This is a genomic window from Bacteroidia bacterium (genome assembly GCA_027493955.1).
Classification (GTDB): Bacteria; Bacteroidota; Ignavibacteria; order SZUA-365; family SZUA-365; genus JAOSJT01.
Genome location: JAOSJT010000001.1, coordinates 5,159,425 through 5,182,039, shown reverse-complemented (window position 1 = coordinate 5,182,039; position 22,615 = coordinate 5,159,425). Strand labels below are relative to the sequence as shown.

General features: G+C 58.8%; 7 protein-coding genes. 4 read left to right on the top strand and 3 right to left on the bottom strand.

Annotated elements, in window-relative coordinates; translation table 11 throughout:
- The first annotated feature begins 9 nt into the window (after positions 1-9).
- Positions 10-3,147, top strand: a complete 3,138-nt coding sequence (locus tag M5R41_19530) for a VWA domain-containing protein (GenBank protein ID MCZ7558585.1) — start codon at positions 10-12, stop codon at positions 3,145-3,147.
- 279 nt (positions 3,148-3,426) lie between these two features.
- Entirely contained in the window at positions 3,427-6,525 is a 3,099-nt protein-coding gene (locus M5R41_19525; GenBank protein MCZ7558584.1) for a T9SS type A sorting domain-containing protein, read from the top strand.
- A gap of 112 nt (positions 6,526-6,637) precedes the next feature.
- Here the strand turns inward: M5R41_19525 and M5R41_19520 are convergent, their stop codons facing one another.
- The 3 genes from M5R41_19520 to M5R41_19510 form a co-directional block, all read right to left on the bottom strand.
- Positions 6,638-8,677 carry a hypothetical protein gene (locus tag M5R41_19520; protein MCZ7558583.1) on the bottom strand — a complete coding sequence of 680 codons (2,040 nt, stop codon included), beginning with the start codon at positions 8,675-8,677 and terminating at the stop codon, positions 6,638-6,640.
- 13 nt (positions 8,678-8,690) lie between these two features.
- Positions 8,691-14,531, bottom strand: coding sequence for a carboxypeptidase-like regulatory domain-containing protein (locus M5R41_19515; protein MCZ7558582.1), 5,841 nt, complete (start codon positions 14,529-14,531; stop codon positions 8,691-8,693).
- 65 nt (positions 14,532-14,596) lie between these two features.
- Positions 14,597-16,312, bottom strand: coding sequence for a hypothetical protein (locus M5R41_19510; protein ID MCZ7558581.1), 1,716 nt, complete (start codon positions 16,310-16,312; stop codon positions 14,597-14,599).
- 618 nt (positions 16,313-16,930) lie between these two features.
- Here M5R41_19510 and M5R41_19505 point away from each other — a divergent pair.
- Both M5R41_19505 and M5R41_19500 read left to right on the top strand, forming a co-directional pair.
- A complete protein-coding gene (locus M5R41_19505) occupies positions 16,931-21,316 on the top strand; it encodes a hypothetical protein (protein ID MCZ7558580.1) in 4,386 nt (1,461 codons plus the stop codon).
- Positions 21,297-22,613: a hypothetical protein gene (locus tag M5R41_19500; protein ID MCZ7558579.1), complete on the top strand. Its 1,317-nt coding sequence runs from the start codon at positions 21,297-21,299 to the stop codon at positions 22,611-22,613. The genes M5R41_19505 and M5R41_19500 overlap by 20 nt, the downstream gene beginning before the upstream one ends.
- Positions 22,614-22,615 lie beyond the last annotated feature (2 nt).

Genomic DNA, 22,615 nt, shown 5'->3' with positions numbered 1-22,615 from the left:
GGAGGTTACATGAGACATCGTTCGCACCTTTTCCTGCTCCAGCATCATGTGATGGCAGCTGTATTGGTTCTATGCGCCGTGTTGCCCGGCTGGTACGAGGCTGAAGCCCAACCCGTCCTCTCCTTCAAGCGGGTGACGGTGAACTGGCCGACGATGGAACTACACATCGCTTACGGTTGCGATGGTTTCCAACGGTACGACGCGGAGAAGAGGAATTTCCGCATTTTTGAGAACGGGGAGGAAATCACGGATTTTACCTTTTGGTGCCCGCCGCCGATGGGGTGGCGGGTTCCCGCCTCACTGGCGCTCGTGATGGACGTTTCCGGCAGTATGCGAGGCCGTGCGATGACCGTGGCCAAACAAAGTGCGCAAGCGATTGTTGATCTCTGCGATGGCAGGAACGATGAGCTGATGCTGCTCGAGGCCGGTGCGCAAGCGCTCGTCAGTGTCCCTTTTACTTCCAACAAGGCGCAGCTCCACGCCCCGATTGCTTCCTGTTCACCTGGAGGCCCGACTGCGTTGTACGATGGCATCTACGCGGGGCTTCAAGAGATGGTTGCCGGTGGTGTGAATCCCAGCCGTGCGGTGCTCGTGTTCACTGATGGGGGAGACAACGGTTCCGTGCGGACCGTGCAGGAATTGATAGCCCTGGCAAACCGAAACCGCATCCGCATCTACACCATCGGTTACGACGATTATGGACCCAAGCCGGAGATGGAACTCATCGCGCAGCTCACAGGGGGAAAATATTATAAGGATCCGAATGCGGGGCAGATGGCGGGTATCTATCAGGAAATCACTTCAGGAATGATCGGCCTGCAGGAGTGCCTTCTCACGTATGATCGGGATTGCGCGGACGGGACGCTGCGAACCGTGGAAGTGCAACTGGTGGATTTCTGCGAAGGCTCGGATTACAAGACAAAAACCTATCGCGCTCCCCTCGACAGTACAAGCTTCCGTCCGATCTCTGTCGAGATCCCCAAAACCCTGCTGCCCGGTTTGCAATCGGTTTCTATCCCGATCATGCTCGACGGACCGGACGCTCTGCTCCAGCCCTTTGAACTCACGCTGCACTACGATTCCACAGTGCTCCTGACCGGTACCGACGTGCAGCCCGAAGCGTTGCTGCATGGCGTGGCGCATCAGATCGATCAGCAGCCGGGGCGCCTCATCGTGCGCAGCACGGAGCCTCTGCGACTCAATGGACGCGCAACACTGCTCGAGGTCGGCTTCCGCGCCGCGAGAGCTGCGGATTCACTGCACACTGGCGTTGCCATCGAATCGATGGCAATTCCGACAGGTTGCCTGCTTCCGCGCATCACGAACCATCCCGTCGTCATCGTACCGCGGCTGCTGCCGTTCATCACAGCGAAAAAAACCATTTTTTGTGCAGGCGACAGCGTAACGCTTGAGGCGAATGCCGGCTTTGCACGTTACTATTGGTCGAACGGAGAGACCACACGCATGATACGCGTGGGCGAGGGAGGGAATTACGGCCTCATCGTTGTAGACGCAAATGGTGATAGTTTGCACGCCCCCCCGGTCACGATTACACGGATGGATCCACCGCGCGTCCGAATCGTGGCCGATGGACAGTTGGAGTTCTGTCGCGGGAAGAGCGTGCGGCTCATATGCTCCGGCGACATCGACGGTGCGACCATTCGATGGTCCGATGGGAGGGAGGGCGTATGGCAATTCTTCAGCAGTCCCGGCATGTATTGGGCTGATATTACCAGTGCCGCCGGTTGCACCGCACGCAGCGATACGGTGTACACAATCGTGACGGAGTTTACGACACGCGTCCTGCCGGGGCAGGATATTCAACTCTGTCCGGGAGACAGCGTGACCCTGTCCGTAGAAGGGAAATGGAGCAACGTCAATTGGTGGGGCGAGAATCGGGAGACATTGACTGTTGGATGGAAGGAGAACGGTTCATTCTCGCTGCGCGCCGAAGTCACCGACAACAGCGGCTGCAAGGGGTTTTCGGATTCCGTGCGCATCACCATGCTCCCGGAGTTCTCTCCTCAAATAACTCCATCGGGAACAATCGAATTGTGCCTTGGCGGCAGTCTCACGCTGTCAGCGGAGGCAGGCTACACCGAATATCACTGGTCTACCGGCGAGCGCGCGCAGAGCATCAACGTCAACCAGGCAGGCGACTATTCGGCGCGTGTCGTGAACCACAACGGCTGTTCGGCCAGAACCGACACCGTTCATGTTGTATCGGTGGATGCGCCCCGCCCCCGCATCACGATGATGAGGGAGCCCGTGTACTGCGGCGGAACTGAAATCGAACTGGACGGCGGAGCGAATTACGTTTCGTGGAAGTGGAACACCGGCGCGACTACCCGCACCCTGGCCGTTGCCGACAGCGGATCGTACTGGGTTGAAGTGACGGCATACGGCGGCTGTACCGGATTATCGGACACAGTGATCGTCAGATCGGAAGAGCTGCTGGATGACTTTCTGCCGACGGTCCGCGGCTCTCTTCCCCTCTGCCCCGGCGACACGCTTTGGCTGGACGGTCCGGAAGGCATGCGCGATTGGCTATGGAATACCGGTCATCATTCGCGCAGTTTGCCGGTGACCAAAGCGGGACGTTACGCGGTCACCGTGCTGACGGAGGGCGGCTGCGAGGCCCGCTCCGGTTACGTTGACGTGAGCGTGACGGCGTCCACCGCACCCGTTATCGCACGTGTGCGCGATGTGCTGTCCACGGCCGATGCCAGGTCCTGGCAATGGAAGCTGAACGGCATGCCCATCCCGGGTGCGACGCAGCAATCCCTCACGCTGCGCTCTATCGGCAGCTACACAGTCACCGTTGTGGATAGCAATGGCTGCACGATGACGTCCGCGCCGTTCAACGTAAACATTCTGGGCATCAGCGAGACGGGGATACCGGATGATCTACTCCTCTACCCCGAACCCGCGTCGGATTGGCTGCACGTCGTCTTCCCCGGACCTTCGCGCGATGCCCGGGTCACGCTGGTTTCCTTGCTCGGGCAGGTGCTCGCAAGGCGGGAGACACAAGGCCCGGGCGACAATCGCACGATGCGCATCGATCTTTCAGACCTCCCTGCCGGCATCTATCTGTTGCAGGCGAATTCGGGCGAGAGGTGGTGGGTGAGGAAGGTGGTGAAGAGGTAAAGAGTGAAGAGTAAAGAGTAAAGAGTAAAGAGTAAATGGTCTTGTAAAGGTGTAAAGACTGGAATTGGTCGCAATGGTGATACTGTAAAAAGGCGAAAAGTATGGAGTCAAAGTATGCACGTATTGATGAGCGTCTAGCCCTTTTTTCCTTTTTTCCTTTTTTCCTTTTTTCCTTTTCACCTTCTCACGATAAACGGTCCGACGCCGTTCGTACGAGGAGCTAAGCCACTGATGAGTACATTGACGGACATATCCCGAATCTCACGCCGGTGCATCATCATGTTCCTGCTGCTGTGGATTATGCCGCTCGTGAAGCTCGACGCCCAACCCTCGCTCACCTTCAAGCGGGTGACGGTGAACTGGCCGAGTATCGAGCTGTACTTCACCGTTGACTGCGACGGGAAGCCGTACGTGAACCTGACGAAGGAGAATTTCAGCATCTCGGAAAACGGCGTCGAAGTTGGTCCGTTCACGCTGTGGTGTCCTGATCTGAGCAGCGTCTACTGCGGCGCGTCTCTGGCGCTGGTACTCGACGCCTCCGGGAGCATGCGTGGTGAAGCCGCGCGAGAGAGCATGCGCATCGCCGAATCCCTCCTCATCGAGCTGTTGCAGTGGTATGAAGAGGCCGCGGTGATACTCGCGGGGGGCGATACGCGGGTCACTGCCCCAATGACGACGGAGAAGGGTCGGCTGCGCGATGGCCTGGCTGCCTATGCCCCTTCGGGCGCGTCGGCCTTATACGACGGCATACACGCGGGTCTGTCGGAGATGATCGCCCATGGCGTGAATCAATGCCGGGCGGTGATTGTCATTTCCGACGGCGAGGACAATTCCTCCCTCCACACGATGGCAGAGGTTGTTGCGCTCGCCAACCGGCATCGCATACGCGTATTCACCATCGGAAGCGGACCCATCGTGCAGGAGGATTCGCTTGCCCTGCTGTCCCGGCTCACCGGAGGGTACTATCTCAACAATCCCGGTTATCAGAAAACGAAAGAAGTCTACGATTATATCACGCGGAGTATGATCGGTGGTTGGGGACACGGGAACGAGTGCATCATCACCTATGATCGTGACTGCGCCGACGGCTCGCTGCGGTCGGTGGACCTGCGATTGCGCGATGTGTGCGGCGGCTCGGATGTGAAGAGCAAGCAGTACCGTGCGCCGTTCGATTCGAGCACGCTGCGACGATTCGACATTATTCTTCCCCATGCCCGCGTGCGTACTGCTTATCCGTTTTCTATCGGAATCGAAATCGATACTCGAGGCGACACCGTTCCGCTGCCGCCGTTCGAGCTGGAGTTGCGCATCGATGAGGCGCTTCGGTACAGGTCGCTTTCGATACCGACCGGGAGTACTCTCGATGGCGTTCCGCTGCGAATCGATACAAGCAGGGGCTCCATAATTATTCGCAGCATGCAGCCCTCCATAGTGACGGCATCCGGTCGTCTGCTCGATCTCGAACTGGCTGCGATAGAAACGCCTCACTTTGTCGGCAGTCTGGTCGCCATCAAGGAAATGCGAGTGGGAAGCGGCTGTTATCTCCCGAGCATCATCAACCATTCCGTCCAAGTGCAGCCGCGGATCATCATATCGCAGCCCTTATGCGAAGGAGGCAATGCGCTGCTGGAGGGAACGCCGGGATTTCTTCGCTATCTCTGGTCCACCGGCGATACGACGCGCAGTATACAGGTCGCAGCCGCCGGCGGTTACAGTCTACGCGTCGTGGATGAGCGCGGTGACACTCTCATCGCGGAAGCGGTCGATGTCGCTACGAACCCACTGCCACAATTGCGGGTGGGTTACAATGGCGCTCCACAGATCTGTCCCGGAGGCTCTCTAACGTTGCTCCTGGATGGAGATGTGACCGGCGCGAAGATTCGCTGGTCCAACGGCCAGGAAGGCCCAGAGTTGCTTGTACGCGAGGCCGGGAGATACTGGGCGAGCGCAACAAACCAATATGGCTGCATCGGGTATTCGGATACCCTGACCGTGAGCAAAAGACTTACCTCTGTGCGAATCATCCCTTCCGGCGCGCTCACCCTCTGCCCCGGAGACAGCGTCGAGCTCTCGCTGGCCGGGACATTCAGCGATGTTCGATGGAATTGGAATACGTTTTCGTCGTCGCTCGTCGTCAGATGGCAGCAGCCCGATCCCCAGGCGGAGCGGATCATTTCGGTGCGCGCAACCGACAGCAGCGGCTGTTATGGCTACGACACTGTGGTCGTGCACATGCTCCTCCCCCAACCGCTACGGATAACACCAGGACCGAAGGTAGCGCTATGCGATTGCGAAGCGGTTACGCTCTATGCCGACACAGGACGCAACCAGTACCTCTGGTCGACAGGCGACACCACAGCGGCGATTGAAGTACGTCAGCCGGGCATCTACATTGTCACTGTTGACGATACGACAGGCTGCCTTGTCGCAGATACGGTCATGGTCACTTCGATCGCAAAGCCGCGCCCCGTCATTTCCATGGACGGCATCGGTCTGCTCTGCGGCGACGAGAGAGTACGGCTTAGCGCGGGTCCGGGATGGGAGAGCTACCGATGGAGTACCGGAGCACGGACAGAGTACATCGAAACGGATAGTTCGGGATCGTATTGGGTGGAAGTCACGGGGTATGGCGGCTGCCCTGGAAGTTCCGACACGGTTCTGGTCATACGCGAGGTTGAGCCCGTTGATTTTCTCCCGACCATTCGCGGTTCTCAACCCCTGTGTCCCGGCGACACACTGTGGCTCGACGGTCCGGAGGACATGGTGCTCTGGCATTGGAACACCGGTCATCGTCAGCGAAGTCTGCCGGTGACGCGGGCGGGTCGGTACGCGGTAACCGTTGTGACGCACGGCGGTTGCGAGCAGCGCTCCGCTTTCCTGGATGTCGGCATGACACAATCCATCCCTCCTGAGATCACTCGCGATGGAGATGTGCTGCGCTGCGGCGCCGCGCAATCGTGGCAATGGCACCGCAACGGCCAGCCCATACCGGGCGCTGTGCAGCAGTCCGTCATCGCGCGTGAAACCGGCAGCTACACTGTGACCATTGTCGACGAATACGGCTGCACGATGACCTCCTCACCCTTCCCTGTCACCATTCTTGGCGGCGTCGGCGCCATGGCTATACCGGATGATCTGCTCCTCTACCCCGAACCCGCGTCGGATTGGCTGCACGTCGTCTTCCCCGGACCTTCGCGCGATGCACGCGTCACGCTGGTTTCGTTGCTCGGGCAGGTGCTCATGCATCGCGAAGCATCCGGCGACAGCGGCGCGCGCAGCATGCGCATCGATCTTTCAGACCTCCCTGCCGGCATCTATCTGTTGCAGGCGAATTCGGGCGAGAGGTGGTGGGTGAGGAAGGTGGTTGTGAGGAGGTAAAGAGTAAAGGGTCGTGAAAAGGTGAAAAGGAAAAAAGGTGAAAAGGCAGGGGTGAATAGCAAAAAGTGAAAAGGTTGAAGTTACAACCTCTTCACTCTTTACTCTTTACTCTTTACTCACTCAACCGCACCGCGACCTCCTTGCCGCGAGCACTTTCATGGCCAAGCGTCCCGACGGTGGTGATGTAGTAAAAGACCGGTGATGTGCCGCCGGGTTTGTCGTCGAGGAAGACGCGGGTATCCAATGGCAGTGAGGCGAGCATGCGCGGTTGTGCACCCCGGGTGTAGCGATACACGCGGAATTCCTTCGCACCCGCTTGCGCGATTTCATCCCATTGCAGAACGACAGCCGCTCCTTCGCGGAATGCCTTGAGATTGGATGGCGGATACACTTCGGGCAATGGGATAGCTGCTGTGGCGATGGCGCTGAGCGCGCTGCTGTCGCCGCGAATGCTGTACACCCGTACCGCGTAGTCGTAGCGACCGCCGGGCTTCGTCTTTTCGTCCAGCATGAAATTTTGGTCGGCATCCTGAAGAGTGTCCGCAACGGGTTTCCAGCTTCCGCCGGCCTCGCGTCTATACACGCGATAGCCCGACGTGGCCGCGTGTATGTCGTTCTGTGCCTTCCACGTGAGATACACCCTTCCCTGGTCAACGCGCGCCGTGATGCCCTGAGGTGCCGGTACCGGGATGGGGATACCGGGCGTTGCGTACACCGTATCGGACATGGCGCTGCGGATGTGGCTGGTGTTTTCGGCGACAATAGTGTACATGTAGGTCACATCGCCCCGTAACGCGGCTGTGGTGTCGAGCCAGGAGCCGGGGGCAGGCGGCAGACACGCGGAGACCTGACGGAACTCCATACCATACCCTTCCGCCCGATGAACGTAGTACCCCTGGATGAACTGCAGCGAATCCGCATCCCAATCCAGTTGCACGCCACCCTGCACAGTCGTGGCACGAACATTTTGCGGCGGTGTCGGCGTGTCACTGCTTTTCCATATCCCGATCACCACGGCACTGGCCGGTGAACGAAGCCCTCCGGGCCCAACAAGTCGCAATTGGTAATAGTAGCGCGTCATCGGCTGCACGGTCACGTCAAGAAAGCTGCTGTCCGTCGGCGCGGCGGTGAAGAGTTCCACGAAGCCCGAATCGATCTTCGGTCCACGCTCGATGACCACACCGTGAATCGCGGATGTCTCACGCAAATCCCAACGCAATTCGAGCCCTGCCGTGTCAATGGATCGAATCTTCATGCGTTCCGGTAGCGGTACATGCGCCATGCGGAAGGTGACCACCGTGGCGGTGTCACTGGCGCGGCCTTCGTTGCGGAAGTAATCCTGGGGCACGGCGTAATACTGATAGACCTGTCCGCGCTGCACGGTTTTATCATGCACCGTGGCGAGCAGCGTATCGCCTCTGGCGAACAACCCTTTCGCAACAATGCAGCAGCTGTCAACCACGTTGGACGAAAGCTCGGTGAACGGCCCGGCCAGGCCTGCGCGCCGGAAAACACGGAACGCGGTCGGTTGTGTGCCCTGAAGAATACGCCATTCAACGGCCGCCGCGGTAGGCTCGCCAGAGCTGTGTTCCGTGCGCAGGCCCGCGACATCGGCAAAGCCCGGCCATGCCACCGGTGGCGTGACGAAGGCCTCGCGAGCCGATCCGTCGGCAGCGACGTGGGAGATGCGGTACTCGTACGCCACTGCCCGGTCCGCGCTTGCATCGAGCCAGCGAACACCCAAAGCAAGCTGAACAGGGAGCAGGCGCGTGGCGACACCGATGGTTTTCAGATCGCGTGCGGTCTGAAGACGTTGCCACAGCGCGGGTGCGTTGATTGTGACACCGGCAATTTCGCTGAAGCGGCTCTGCAGAGTCAGAAATGCCGTCTCGAGTTCGGTTTGCGTCGCAGGTCCCGCGACATCGGCGACGGCCGTCCACTGCCGGGCGTTGGATTGGCGTCGCTCGATGCGGTAGGCGCTGACGCTCCGGCCGTCGATGGAAGCGGGGAGGACGTAATTTCCGAGATCGACATAAATCCCGTCGGGGCCCGCATGCGCGAGACCCTGTTGCGCCTCCGCCCTGCCGCCTCCCGCGAAAATGGCGGCGAGGAGACATAAGGCGGAGATCAGATGAAGTGCTTCGCGTCGCATGTCCGTTCCTCCGCTACTTGAAATAGAATTTGAAGTACTTGTCGTCCGAACCAACATACCCCTTCATGCCGAGGGTGATGCTGGCGCTCGCGGAGGACTTGTCGCACAGTGCGCCGTCGCATTCGCTGTCGCAGATGCCCCAGCCCGCATATGTGGTACCGTAGAGGGTAATGGGGAAATCCCCGAGCACGTACCACGTGCCGTCGGATTGATACATGCCCTCGATATTGGGCTCGATCAGTATTCCGGCCGACACCCCGGCGCAGGCGATCACGACCGACATGCCCACGCCGGCTTCCAGTTTGCCTATACCGCGGATGGCGATGAAATACGTATCCACCGGTCCGAAATTCATGCCGAAGCGCGCGTTGGCGCCCACCTGGCAAATCATGTACGCCGATACGAGACCGAAATCGAAATCGAAATTCGGACAGAATACCGGCGGCGGTATCATCACGGTACCTTCAAAGAAGAAACCGTTGAAGTTGTGGAACTGCGGCGGCAGCCCCTTGTTCTGATACGAGTACTCTGCGAATTGATCGAGCTGCTTCTGCGTCAGTTTGAAATGTCCGACGGCGAAGGCCGCCGTGCCGTCCACCTTGGGTTGCGGCAGTTCGAACGTCGCACCACAGAAGAAGTACCAGCCCTTGCCCGCGCCGCTGATGAGCAGCGTTGCATCACCTACGATCTTTGTGCCGTCGAGATCCTGCTCCACATGCAGGGTCCCTTCGAGCTGCGCCTCCTGGAAATTGTAAATGAGAGAGATATCGCCGAACGGTGTTTCGATTTTATCCACGCCGATCTGCTGATTGTTCGCGACGATGTCCCCCATGACCGTGAATTTGAGCCGTCCGCCCTGATCTTTGTTCTGCAGGTCGCCTTCGAACCAGAACAGCTGCCACGCGTTGCTCGCCACTTCCATCGCTCCCACAACGTCGGTCATTTTAACCTCGGTGCCGACCTGGACCTCTTCACCTTCGTTCACCACGATGTGGGTTTTCGTCGGTGTACGATGCAGTATCGAATGCAAAGCGAAAGCGCCGTCCTCCGACACAATGACTCCCGCATGCAAACCATTGTTGTCGTAATTCTGCTGCCCTTTCGCAGTGTTGAACTTGATTTTGACACCATTGACGGCGATGGTCTCGTTGATGGGATCCAGACCAAGCACGATGTCTCCATCCTCTTCGCCAACGGTAGCGATCTGGTTGATGATGGGGAGATTGGGAATGCCCAGATCGAGCGAACCCGCGATCTGGACGAAGGTCTCTTTCGGAATGAACTGGTTGATGACCCACGAGCCGACTCTGCCAAGCGTGACGTGATTGCCGGTCGCCATCTGGAAGCCCTTGGAGCCGCTCGCCTGCACATAGAAGTTCTGGAACATAATCCTGTCCGTGGGAGCCATCGGCGAGAGCGGCAGCATCCATCCGCAGGTTTCCTCGCCGGGCTTGGGACCGACAGCCAGAGACCAGTGCTGCGTGCCGGGATCGAAGCCGAAGTCCGCCTTGCCGGTGACGTTGATGGTCGCGACCCCCGACATCAGCAGTTTATCCAGACTGAAATCTCCGAAGGCAATGGCGTCCGGAAAAATCTTCAGACCCTTGAACGGGACGCCGATGTACCCGGCGCGTACCGTGCCGCTGTCCAGCGTGAGACCGTTATTGTCCAGCGTCCAGGCCTTGCTGGCAATTTTCCAGTCGCCTTCGAGTGTGATGTCGAGTGCCTGCGGCGAAACGATGGGCTCCACCGCATTGTGATGGACGCGGATCGCACCGATGTCGAGCTCCAGATCGGATTTCTCGATGTTGCTGATATTCGTGTGCAGCGTCGTTGCGAGCGATACCGTATCCATGTGGAAGTAACTTCGTGCGGAGTCCGTCACTGCGTCGAAGTCGTAGAGACTGAAGCGTAACGCCGATCCATCCTCTGCCACAGCGTGATAGCCACGCGGGCCGTCATGCGGCAGACCGGCATCGGATGTCAACGCGGGAATGACCAGTCCCTCGGACGTACCGACGGAGCGTGCGAGGGCAATGTGTGTGACACCCAACTCCACAGAACCGCCCGGGAAGGTGAAGGAGGAAGGTTTGATGCGCACCGCACCGCGAATTTCACCACGCCCGTCCCCGCGGTCCACCCGCAAGCCCTGCACATTGTCGTGTTGCTCGGCCTTGTACACATCGAAGGCAGTGATATCCCAGGAGTTCACCGGCGTGACGAGCGGCAGCGTCGCGGGCTCCGCGTAGGGAATGCCGTTCGGGTTGGCGGCGGACGATGGCTGCACCGCAACGTCCGTGAATGGCAGGCCGTTGCTGCTGTCCTCCGGAGAAAAATGCGCGTTGGCCGGTAGTTCGACGAAGCTTCCGGACAGGCGGACTTGGCCGGAACTGGAATCGAGTCCCGACACCTCGATGGGGAAGCCGAGCAGCGTGGTGATATCCATGTCGTTGTAGGTACTCAGCTCGAAATCGAGAGTTGCCTCCTTTCCGGCGACGATATCGGCCGAAGCCGTATCACCGATGAACTGACTCTTGGATTTCGCAGCGAGGAATAGGTGATTTCCGGGAGCGATGCCGCGCAACGTGTAGGTGCCGGCGGCGTCGGTGTAGGTTTGCAGCGGTTCCGTTTCCGCCGGATTGTCGAACAATCGCACACGCGCGCCCTGAACCGCGACAGTGCCCACGGATACCTTCCCGCTGATGCGACCGCCCATGAGCAGCGGGACGCTCATCTCCAGCCAATGAATGCTCTCGTCTCCTACCGTTGCCTGCACCGTTTTTTCCATGTAATCGCTGTCGGGCGGACCTTTGACCTGGATCTCGGCATCGTCGCCGGGGGAGAACCACACGAAATACGACACACCATCGGCATCCACCGAGTCGGGTTCCATGCCGTTGACGGTGATGACGGCGTCTTTGATCACCCAGGTATATTGCGGGATAATCGTCAGGAACTGATTCACCGCCAGCATCGCGGGTGGGGTCTGTGCGGCTTGTATCATATTCACCCGGGCCTGCGCCTGAGCGATGGACGGTCCGACCTGCCCCTGTTTTTTCGTCTGCTTGCCCGCCTTCTTCGCACCCTGGATCTTTAACCCGGGCGGGCTCTGCGTGCTGGGCGGAGTGGTCACGGCCCGGACGGCAAGCCGGTGCGCTTTGACATACACCGTAAAGTCGCCGAGGTCCTCCGCACCCTCGGGCAGGAACAGCATCAGCGTGTCCGGGTGGTACAGCTCGATATTATCCGGCATGATGTACATGTATTGAAGACCGGTCGGCGCGGGTGTGGTGAATTCTTCATCGAAGGTCACCTTCGGCATGTTCAGCTTCGCCAGTTTCGGCCGCGGTCGGTACTTCAGCCTGCTCGCAACCGAGGAAGACTGCACCATCGGGTTTTGTTGAACGAGTGAGGCAATAAGCTGCGTACTGCTTTGCTGGGCTGGAAGGATTTTCATTTTCTTGATGGTGTGCACGTCGTTGCCCGTACCGATGCGAATCGTGGCCGCGACGGGTCTGCCGAATTCATCGACGATTTTTCCATGCACGACCAGTTTCGGCGTCAGAGGGATTTGCGCGAAGGTGCGTTGCCGGCCTTTCGGCAGTTTGATGGGATCCGTCGAGAGATTCACCGGTTCGATTCGTGTCTTGTACCCGTAGCGCTCGATTTTCATGAAGTAGTAGCTGCTGCCACTGGTCGGAATGAGATTATCGAACACAAAGCCGCCGGAATCGTTGGTCACGGTCTCACGGTCCTTGGTGAGTATCCCGCTGAATCTGTACAGGGAGACTTTCGCGTTCTTCAGCGGTTGGATCAGATTGTCCGCACGGTACACCTTGCCTTTGATTCTCGGGTTCTTCGGCGTCATGGCGAGTTTAACCGTCGCCTTCATGATATCGGGGTCGTAGTCCTGATTGTAGGTCGCCATGTCCCAGGTGAGGGTATTCCCCTCTTCATCTTTTTCATTCAGGAGAAAGCCGAACTTGAACGTGCGTACCGTCGACGCGTACCAGTACACGCTTTCTTCGGGATTCGCAACCATGATGTCGTAATAATCCGATCCACCGACGTTTTTCACCATATCGCGGATCGTGAGGATACCGTCTTTGTCCGTCTCACCTCGTGCGATTATCTCGCCGGAAAGCGGAAACGGTCTTGGTTCGGGCGGATCGAGCGTGCCTTCGTTTTCCGGCACATCATTGGGCCTGTTCCTGCGTATCACGGCCACGCGCATGCCGGAGAGACTCACGTCCGGCACCTCCTTGTCCACGACATGGATTTTCGCGGCGTACGAGCGAACCAGCGAGTACAGATCGCCGGCGTCCTCGTTCCCGAGGGGCTGCACGGCGAATTCGTCCTCCGGACTGCAGAGATGCGGGTCGTTTACTTCCACGGTATAGTACCGATAGAGATCGCCTTTGAGAGTGTTGACGAATTCACCGCCGCCGCAATGGATATCCACGTTTTTGAAGATCCGGCCCGTGGAGTCTTTGGCGAAGAAGACAAATTCGAAACTGCCGTCCTCAGTCGTTGTCGTTGTCGCTACCAGCACTTTGTCCGGGTAGTACGTCCCATTCACACGGAAGGGCCAGTACCCGCATACGGGCACGGAACGTGTGTGCAGGTACAGACTCAGATGAATACCGCCCATCGGGAGGCTTTTTTTCCCGAAGAGCGAGATGACATTCGGCAGTTGCGATACCTTTAGTGTTTGCGCGGCCTGAGCCGACGGCGTCTTCTGTCCTGTCTGTACAGCGGGTTTTACGGTCCCTTGTTGCGCTTTACTCTCGTTCACCGGAGACTTTCCCTTCCCTGCCGGCTTCACCGGTGCATCGCTGATTGTCAATGATCGGGGCTTGGGGACGGAGGAAGGATTGAAGGTGCTCAGCAGCCGCCCCCGCAACCGGGCCATTGCCGTGGAGACGAGATGGGGTGTGGTATTCAATTGGCTGAACGCGGAGGATGACGGCGGAGAGACCTTTCCTTTGACCTGCGCCTTGGTGGTCTTATCGGTAAAACCGGGTGGAACGGGAGGATTGTACGTGAAGGACCAGATTTCACTCACGCCGTCGTTTGCGAAGGTGAAGCGCTCGTTCACATCGTAGGCACGCACTTGCCATGCGTAGCGATGCTTCTCCTCGAATTTCGGATCGGAAGGCATCACCTGATACACGGGTACGCGCAGATCGCTCCGCTGCATCAACGGAATATTGGTTTTCATCGCCTGGGCGACGTTCGTTTGACCAGGGTCGAGCTCGATCACGGTGAGTTCGTACTTCGCCATCTCCCCGATAGCGAGCGGAACACCGGACCATTGAAACGTCGGTGCCGCGGTCACGTCGGACGCGTTCACCGGAGCGATCAGCGTCGGAGGAAACAGCAGGCGGATATCGAAACGCGTGCAGGCCTCGGGGGAAAGAGCGGTCCAGGGAGGATCATAGGCGCGGAGTTCCACACACAACCGAAAGTTATCCTCCGGCAGACGACCACTGCGGCGACTTTCTTCGCGCGTGGGACCGGAATACGCTACGGCACCGTCTTCGAGCATGTTGGCATCCACGGCATTGAGCATGCTCGTTCCGGGGCGAATGGTCACCGGAGGGATCGGGGCGTCGATATTGCTTTCCGCGACGCGGCCGCGGGTGTCGCCTTCGATATATCCATAAAAACGGACTTGCACATCCGCGTTGGTGGGGTTTGTGACGATGAAACGAATCGTATTGGGATTCGAGCGCCAATCCGAGATGTAGGGAGAGGGACGCGGATCCATTTGTATCGCGAGACTGAGCTGCGCGTGCACCTCCGCCGCGCAGATGAACAGCAGTCCGCACAATGCCGTCAAGAGAGTTTTCATGGTCCGTTCCTGTATCAGTGCATGAATTTCTAATCAATGGTCGGGGAAACGGTCGACGCGGGGTATCATGTGCCGAACGCGAAACTCCGGGAATACTGCAACCGGGTGATGGTGCCGCTGTATGACCGCCTGGACGGATCCACGGCGTGGTAGTCGTTGTATTGGAAACGAAAATCGAGCGCATCTTCGCGCGTGAATTTGTAGCGCGTACTGAGCGTCACGAGTTGTTGGGTGTCCGTTGCGCTCTCGACACTGGCTCTGGTGAAATTCATCGTGAAGGAGAGACTCACATTCAGTTGATTGTCGAAAAAACCATTGCTGACTTCTATGGTTGCGCCGCGTATGATATTGGTGAGAAAGGCCGTCGTGATTTCGGTAAATTGCACGGCACCCGAAAATCCGAAGCCGGACATCAGCATCCCGTTATAGCTGAGTACCGCCGTGAGCACGTCGTTGTCCGAATTACGACCGGTGAGAAGGTTTTCGTCGGTATAGCTCTGTTTCGTGAGAAAAAGCATGAGGAAGTGCTGCATGGACATGCCCGTGAGCGCCAGACGCGGCGACAGCGACCAGGATTCCGACACATTGTCGAGTCGGGTGCTGTCGTTTACCTGCAGCGCGCCGTTGCTGTTGGACATGCTGTAATTGGAGTAATTGGCGTCGAGGTTGAACAGCGGCCCCGGCAGCCAATTGAGCGAACCGGAGCCGATGATACGACTGGTCGTGTACAGACGGTCATCGAAAAGGTTGTCCGAGCGGCGTCCGACGGAGCCATTGATACGCAACGAACCGTCGGGCAGACGGAACGACGGTTTGACGGTGATATCCTGGTAGTCGTTCTGCGTATAGATCGCCCCCATGGTCTCATACTCGGGTTCGACGCGCGCGTATTCCAGACGCAGCGACCAGAGTTCGTCGTTCCAGGTGATTCCGCTTCTGGAAGCGAGATTGAAGCGCGAGGAGATGCGCGTCTGAATCAAGCCGGTTTCCGGCACACTGTTATCCGTGAACAGCGGCAGCCGCAGATCGCGGGAGAACACACTGCCCGCGAGTTCTCCATCCACCACGAGCCGGCCTCCGAGCATCGGGAGACGGCCGTTCAGACCGGCGACCACATTTTCCGACGGATACACCGCACCGAAGGAAGGGAGCCGGGAGAGCGACGAGCTGTCGTCCCAGGCCTTGAGCACGTTCAGATCTATAAAGCGCTGCTCGTCTCCGATGCCGGCGCCGAATGCCCAGCCGACACGCCGGTACACCGCCCGAATGGACGAGGAAGTGTCCTCATCCACCGCCCTGCGCAAGCGCCCGTACATCGCGCGCAGCTTGAACCAGTCCTCACGGAACTCCGCGCCACCGCCAAGGAAAACCGCATCGCTCAAGGTGAAATCCGAGTAGCGGAGGGAGCGATAGCCTGCATGCACGGTGAGTGATTTATACACCGGGCTGACGCCGAATTGGTTGAAGGGCTGGTTGTAGGAGCGTTCATGGGTGGACAGAAGAAAGCTGAACGGCAGTTGCAGCCCGTAAACGTTCAGAGTGGGATTGAAGTACAATCGTGCGGACTTTTCCGGTCGTTGCGTCTCCAGCCCCGGTATGGAGTACAGTTCCCCGGCGGTGATCAGACTGCCGGTCAGCGTAAAAGGTGGCGTGTCGTCCCGGGATAAATCCTGCGCCGATATCCTGCCGCCGATAAGGATCAGCAGTATGAGTCCGGCGCACAGTATTCCCCCAAGTCTGGTGTTCCGTGCACTCGGCCTGGTAGTTTCAAAAACAACCATGCGGTTTCGCTCCTGTAGGCGCACACATGTGAATCTGTGTTTCACGAAACCTACAACAATCCACAGCGAGAATCCAGAGTCCGGTAAAATTGCCGCGGAGATCCGCCTCGACCGCATTCCTTGCCTCCAACGCTCCTATCCCTCGATCAGATCGGATGTCAGATATTGCCCACACACGGACGCGCGTGCATATTGAGCGTGTGGCGGCAGATCCATGGCTGATAAAAATCGCACGATGGCATGGGAGCAGACGAGCCAATGGTTCCACGGATGCTAAATAAGAGAAAACGGTTGCTTTTCACGGCATCGGATGATACATTGCACTATCAATCCATATTGTCCTCTATCAACCGGACGGGCTCCTTTCTCGAGATATTCGACGGAAGAACATGCATGCGAGTTCAGAGTTCAGCAGCGTACATACTTGAGCCACTCCGTTCTGCGTTGAAAGCGATCGCCAGGGGTGCTTCAGATACTCCTGAGCTGTTCAGGACCGCTTGTTGCTACGAAAGCGAATCCGTCCGAGAAGCGAGCGGAGAGCGCATCCCCGACCTGCACATCGTGGAAGCCGCGGTAAATTTTTTGGCGCGAGGGCTCCCGACACGCGCTTCACGACTGGTGAGCGAGCGCTGTATCGCGGCGTTCCCGGAATACGTCCGTGAATTGGGGAAAAAACGGCCCGACAGAGACGCGTTGCTTGCACAATGGTCCGCCGCGCTGCTTCCTTTCGATCCTCGCATCACCGGCCAGGATTCCATCCGGCGGTTTCAGGGTGTCGTGTCGGCGGAATTTCTCAAACAATTGCTCCCGGTACTGCAAAAATCTCTGGGTCTCGCCGCGGTACAACTGCTGCAAACTCAGGGAAACAAGCTACTGCTTCCGCTTCCGGCCGGGGCGGGTACGCTGAGCGGACTGCAGTTTCTGCCTGAGGGTGTGGAGGACGAAACTTCGACACAGGAGAATTGGATCACAATCGAGGTTGGAGCAGATACCGCTTCACTCCGGTCCCGTCTCACCGCACTCATTTCGGAGTATCCGGGGCAGATGCGGGCATTACTCACGGCCGGAAGCGCACCACTGTTGAGTACGCAGGAGGGCAAACAGCTCCTACAGGTACTGCACACACCACTCGGTGTGGCTCGCATTCAGAAGGTGGTGCTTGAGAACCTGCTCTCGGGCCAGTTGAGCCTTGCCGCACAGGAATGGGATATCACCGTTATCGAGCGTGACATACCCTGCGCAGCTCTCGCGGTGGAAGACCTGACCCGGCTGCTCGATCGGTTGTTCATCCTCGAAGGTGCGGGACGACGTCTGCCGGCCATCAATCTGAAAGTGTACTGCACGGCGGACTTCGCCGATTCACCGCTGCATGCCGTCAGCGGCTGTCGACCGACCGTGCTCGCATCCGGACAAGCGATAGCGCCGTGCACGCTCGTGCTGGATGTATCGATGCTGCATACCGCTGACATCCCCGATGAAGAGATACCGCTTCCTGACGCACCCTCTATCCGTATCCGTTCCGTGATGTCCGGAAAGGAACGGGAGAAATTCAGAAGCGCATCTGCTGTGGTGTACAAAGGCGCCGGTCGGGGAGCATCGGCAGACTTCGAAATCACGGCTGAGGCCGAAGCGGCACTGCGCGGCCTGCAGGATGACGTATTCGGATGTTCCGCGTTCAGACAGGGACAGCTGGAATTTCTCTCCCGCATGCTCCGGGCTGAGCAGGTCATCGCCGCCATGCCGCCTGCGGCAGGAAAAACAATGCCTGTCCTTTTGGCATCGGTGTTGCAAAGCGCGCCGACAGTCATCGTCGCACCTTCCTCCGATATGCTCACCGACACGGCGGCGGCCCTCGATGAGGCCGGCATCGACGCATACGTCCTCCTTCGGGAGGAAGCGCGTCGCGAAGAGCGTCTCGCTGCGCTCGGTGCACTCTCAAAAGGAAACGCTCTGATCGGCCTGATACCGGCGAATCTTTTCGACAGCGAGGATGTACGAAACGCCCTGATGGATGCACGCCGTGAGGGCGTTGTTTTTGCGCGGGCGGTAATCGACGAAGCGCAGAGTTGCAGCGAATGGAGTCACGACGCGCGCTACGCCATGCAGCACATCGCCGGACGAATTTGCGCGGCGGCGACGACCGCACCGTTTCGTCACGTGCCGCTCGCAATGCTCACGGCCTCGATGTCGCCCCGCGTGCACAGCCATCTGCTTCGACAACTTGCTACCGCACAGCAGCACGCCCGTGCGGAGGGAGCGTGGTTGCTGCTGCTGCCCGGAGCGTTACCTCCTGATGTCAGACTCGTTCCCGTTGTCACATCCTCCACCGGCTCTCAAGAGCAGGCAACGGAGATTCGACAGCTGCTCGAAGCTTTGCCAAAGGCGTTGCAGGCCGGCGCATCAGACAACTCTACTGAGACTCCATCATCCGATAACGGGCTCGATCAGCTGTTCTCCACGCACGGAGAAGGCGCCGCAGTGGTATTTGTCCCTGCCGCAGCCAACGTATCCGCGCGCTATGGGGCGGAACGGCAAGGTCTCGCGGAGATCCTTGATGCATCGCCCTTCCGGACGGCCCGCTATACCGGTCAGGATTGCGAAGGTGTCCATGTCGGGCGCCAGATCCTTCGCGACGCTGCCGGTGAGCGGAAACGATTTTCGCGGGGAGAGGCGAATCTGCTCGTAAGCACGCGCGCCTGGGGCATCGGGTCGCACCGACCGGGTGTGCGCGCCACCATACATGTACAGCCCTCTCCTTCCATCGCACGCCTGCTTCAGGAATGCGGCAGAGCCGGGCATGATGGAGGGCCAGCCCTGTGCTATGTGTGCATCCCCAAGAGCGTGTTGAAGCGCAACGCCGCGGAGAGCCGGAAGCGCGAGGAGTCCGCTCTGCATCACGGCTTCAGCACCTCGGCCAGGGAGAAGCAAATCCTGAGTGATTTGCTGAAAGAAATCACCTATCCGGAGGATACCAACACCTCTCGTATTGCCAACCTCCTGAGCGATGAATTCGGCACGGGAATTCTTACCGCTTACTGGCAGCGCAATCTGGATGAACGGCTGTACTTGCAGACCCGACGCGGGGAAGTGCTGGGCTACATAGATCTCGTCGCATTGACTGTGGTCCGTGATACGAATTACTCCGACCAGACCTTCGCCCGTGAAGCGCTCGAGTTCGCCTTCAGGCAAAGCATCGCAGAGGCGGGGTCGGGGCCCAGTCTCAGCGCATGGGTATCCGCAACATTCCCTTCCGATGCTGATGATGGGATACTCCGGCAGATGAAGGATTTCGATATCGGAGCGAGCTTCACGCTTCGCATCGGCTTCGAGAACGACAAAGAGCCGATATTGACACAGATCCACAGCTTGCTCTGGCGACGCGCGGAGATTGAGATACAAAGAAAAATTCTATCCGAGATCTCGGCTGATACCTGGGAGTCTTTCGTCGCGCAAATCGAGGATCGCACACAGCAGCAGGGTGTTTTCTCGCGTCTTGACCAGGATCTTGGGCTGGCATTGCGGCAGATGTTCCTGAAAATCCGCAGTCGTGCCGATACGGAGCGCGCCATACTGCGCATGATGGCGCTTGGCGCCGTTACCGACGTGGTAGCAAATCCCGCGTCCAGACGTTTTGCGCTGACCATCAACGTCAGGCGCGACGCGGAGTACCGCGAAGCGCTTCAACACTACGTACGCATGCTCATGCCGGAAAAGGACGCGGAGCGCGTGCTGCAAGTCCTTCCGACATACACCGGCGATTCCGTGTTGGAGCAGTGTCTGTTCTTCCTCATTGACCATCTGTATCGCTGGATCGGTGAGTATCACGACCGCGAGGCGACTGATCTGGATGTGCTTCTCCACACAGTGATGCGTGAGGACGGCCCGCAACGCTTTCACACCACGGCAGTGCACACCTCTACTTCGCGGTATGCACGGCCCGACGAGCTCCCGCGGGTACTGACGCTGGAAGGGCAGGAACAGCTTCGGGAGTTATTGCTCATCGCCGAGGGGCTCGAGGCGGACGGACCGGGCGGGGTGCTGGAGCATGTCCGTCATCTGCGCCGTTCCTGCGAAATACTTTCACCATTCCACGCACATTCAGCACTGCTCGAAGCGCTCGCGGCTCTGGCGGACACGGTTGATCCCCCCGATGACGAAACCGAGAAGAGCGCACCATCGCGTTTTGCGGAAGCCGTACTGTTCTGTCTCGCACTCAGCCGGGGCAAGCAAAAGGATTGCGATGCGTCACTGCATCGCCTGGGTGTGATTCTCCGGAGGCATCTGTCCGAGGAGTGCATCAGTGCGATAGAGCGGAAAGTACGTGACGGTCTCCCGGACCTCGAACGCCTCCGCAGCGAACGGGAGGAACTCATCCGAAAGGCGGAGGACAGTCTGCCTCCGGTCACGAGCGCACCCTCCGTCGCATCCGGTCGAAGCGCTCTGCCCGCGCAGGCGCCGGTAGCGGACTTCGAAGCGAAGGGGGCCGCAACCGAAACAGCGCAGGGGACCGTCACCCCGCCCCGACCAGCAAAGCCATCGCAAGCGCCGGAAGCACAAACGCCAGAGGTGCAAGCGCCAGCGGAACCGCCGGCGCCCGGCAGAGCTGCAGCCCCGGAGAGTTTGCAGCCCGCTGCAGTCGATATCGACAGCTTCGCACGGTTGCTGAACGTCCGGACTGCGGAATCTTCCGGCGAGTCCGCCAAGCCCGAAGCAACTCCGACGCCTTCGGGGCCGAAAGAAAAATCCGTTACTCCCGGAGCTCCGCAGCAAGACCCGCAACCCATAGAACCGCCATCCAAAGCGGATCGCAACGCGCAGGTGGAAGTTCGCGGCGTCACTCCCCAGCCCCGCGTTCAGCAGAAATCGTCCACACCCGCTCCTGAGCGGGCGCCAAAACCACAAGCAGCCCCGATCACCCCGGATCCCGAATTGGTCTCGCATCTTCAATGGCTCCGAACATTCAACAACAGCTTTCTGAAAGGTTATGAAGCAGGAAACGACTGAAGCCCTCCAATCGCTCGAAAAGGAACTCGGGCGCCTCCGCGCGGCGGTAGATCACATCGAGCAAGCAAAAAGCGTCGCTCAGAAAGTACTTGTCGCCGTCGCCGGTGTCCAGAAAAAGTACTCCGAACATCTCGACGCGTTATTGGGGCTGCATAAGGGAGCACTCGAGCAGGTGGGGACCGATTCTCAGGCTCGTTTCGATGAGCTCGGTACTGCCGCCAGACGCCACATACTTGAAACAGCGGCTCGCGCGAAGAAGCAATTCGAGGAACACCATGCGGAGGTACTCCGAACGTTGGAGGGTACGAGCCAGCGATCAGCCGATACACTCTCCCAACTCTCCGTCCGCGCCGAGCAACTGTTCGATCAGTCCACGGACGCGATGAAGCAGCTCGTGCGCGACTCCGCAACGATGGCTGACGGGCAGTTGGCGGTAATGACCGAAAAGGTGAAGAAGCTCGCCGCAGAGCTGGATGGCAGTTTCCATCGTGTCGTCGAAGACAGCGCACAGTTGCTTCACGAGCAGATACGCAAAGGCGGTGACGCATCCGTCCGCCACATCGAGGATTTTACCGGCAGCGCGCGTTCACAGGTGCTGGAACTCGGTGCGCGTGCACACAAGCACATAGAGGAGCTCGGAGGTAAAGCAACGTCGCGTCTTGAGGAATTGCAGGATCTCGTGCATCATGGTATGCAGACCGCGATCGAGGACGCGAAACGATCGCTGGAGGAGGCCAATGCGCAATCCATCAAGATCTTTGCGGCGATCAAGAAAACGTACGATCAGCAGGCGCTGGATTTCGAGAAACTTTCTGCGGGCACGGACGCCATTATCGCGTCGTCGGGTAAACTGTCGCGCTCCATCGAAGCCGTGGATTTCCCGGAGAAATTGAAATCCATCATGGCCGACATTCGATCCCTGCATTTCAACCTCAATTCCGCCATGAACCGCGTGGATGCGCTGGACAAGTCCCTGGAGAGCTCGCTACGCGAGTTTGCGGACGACGTGGTCGGAAAGCTGAGCCGACTCGAGATGTTCATTGAGAAAGGCCTGCGCACCTTCGAGGAAGCGACGGAGAAGGAATTCAGCCTTCAGCGCGAAAGTATCGGACGAAACAGGACGTTCCTCGCGGTGATCCTCGCCCTGAACGTGCTGCTCCTGATGGGCGTCTATGTCATCTGGTCCGGTTCGGACAAGCCCTCCACGACGCGACAACCGATAATTCAGCGGCAAGTCGTACACGACACCGTATACCTTCCTCAAGAGGAGCCGAAAAAACCAAGGGGACGGCGGTAGGG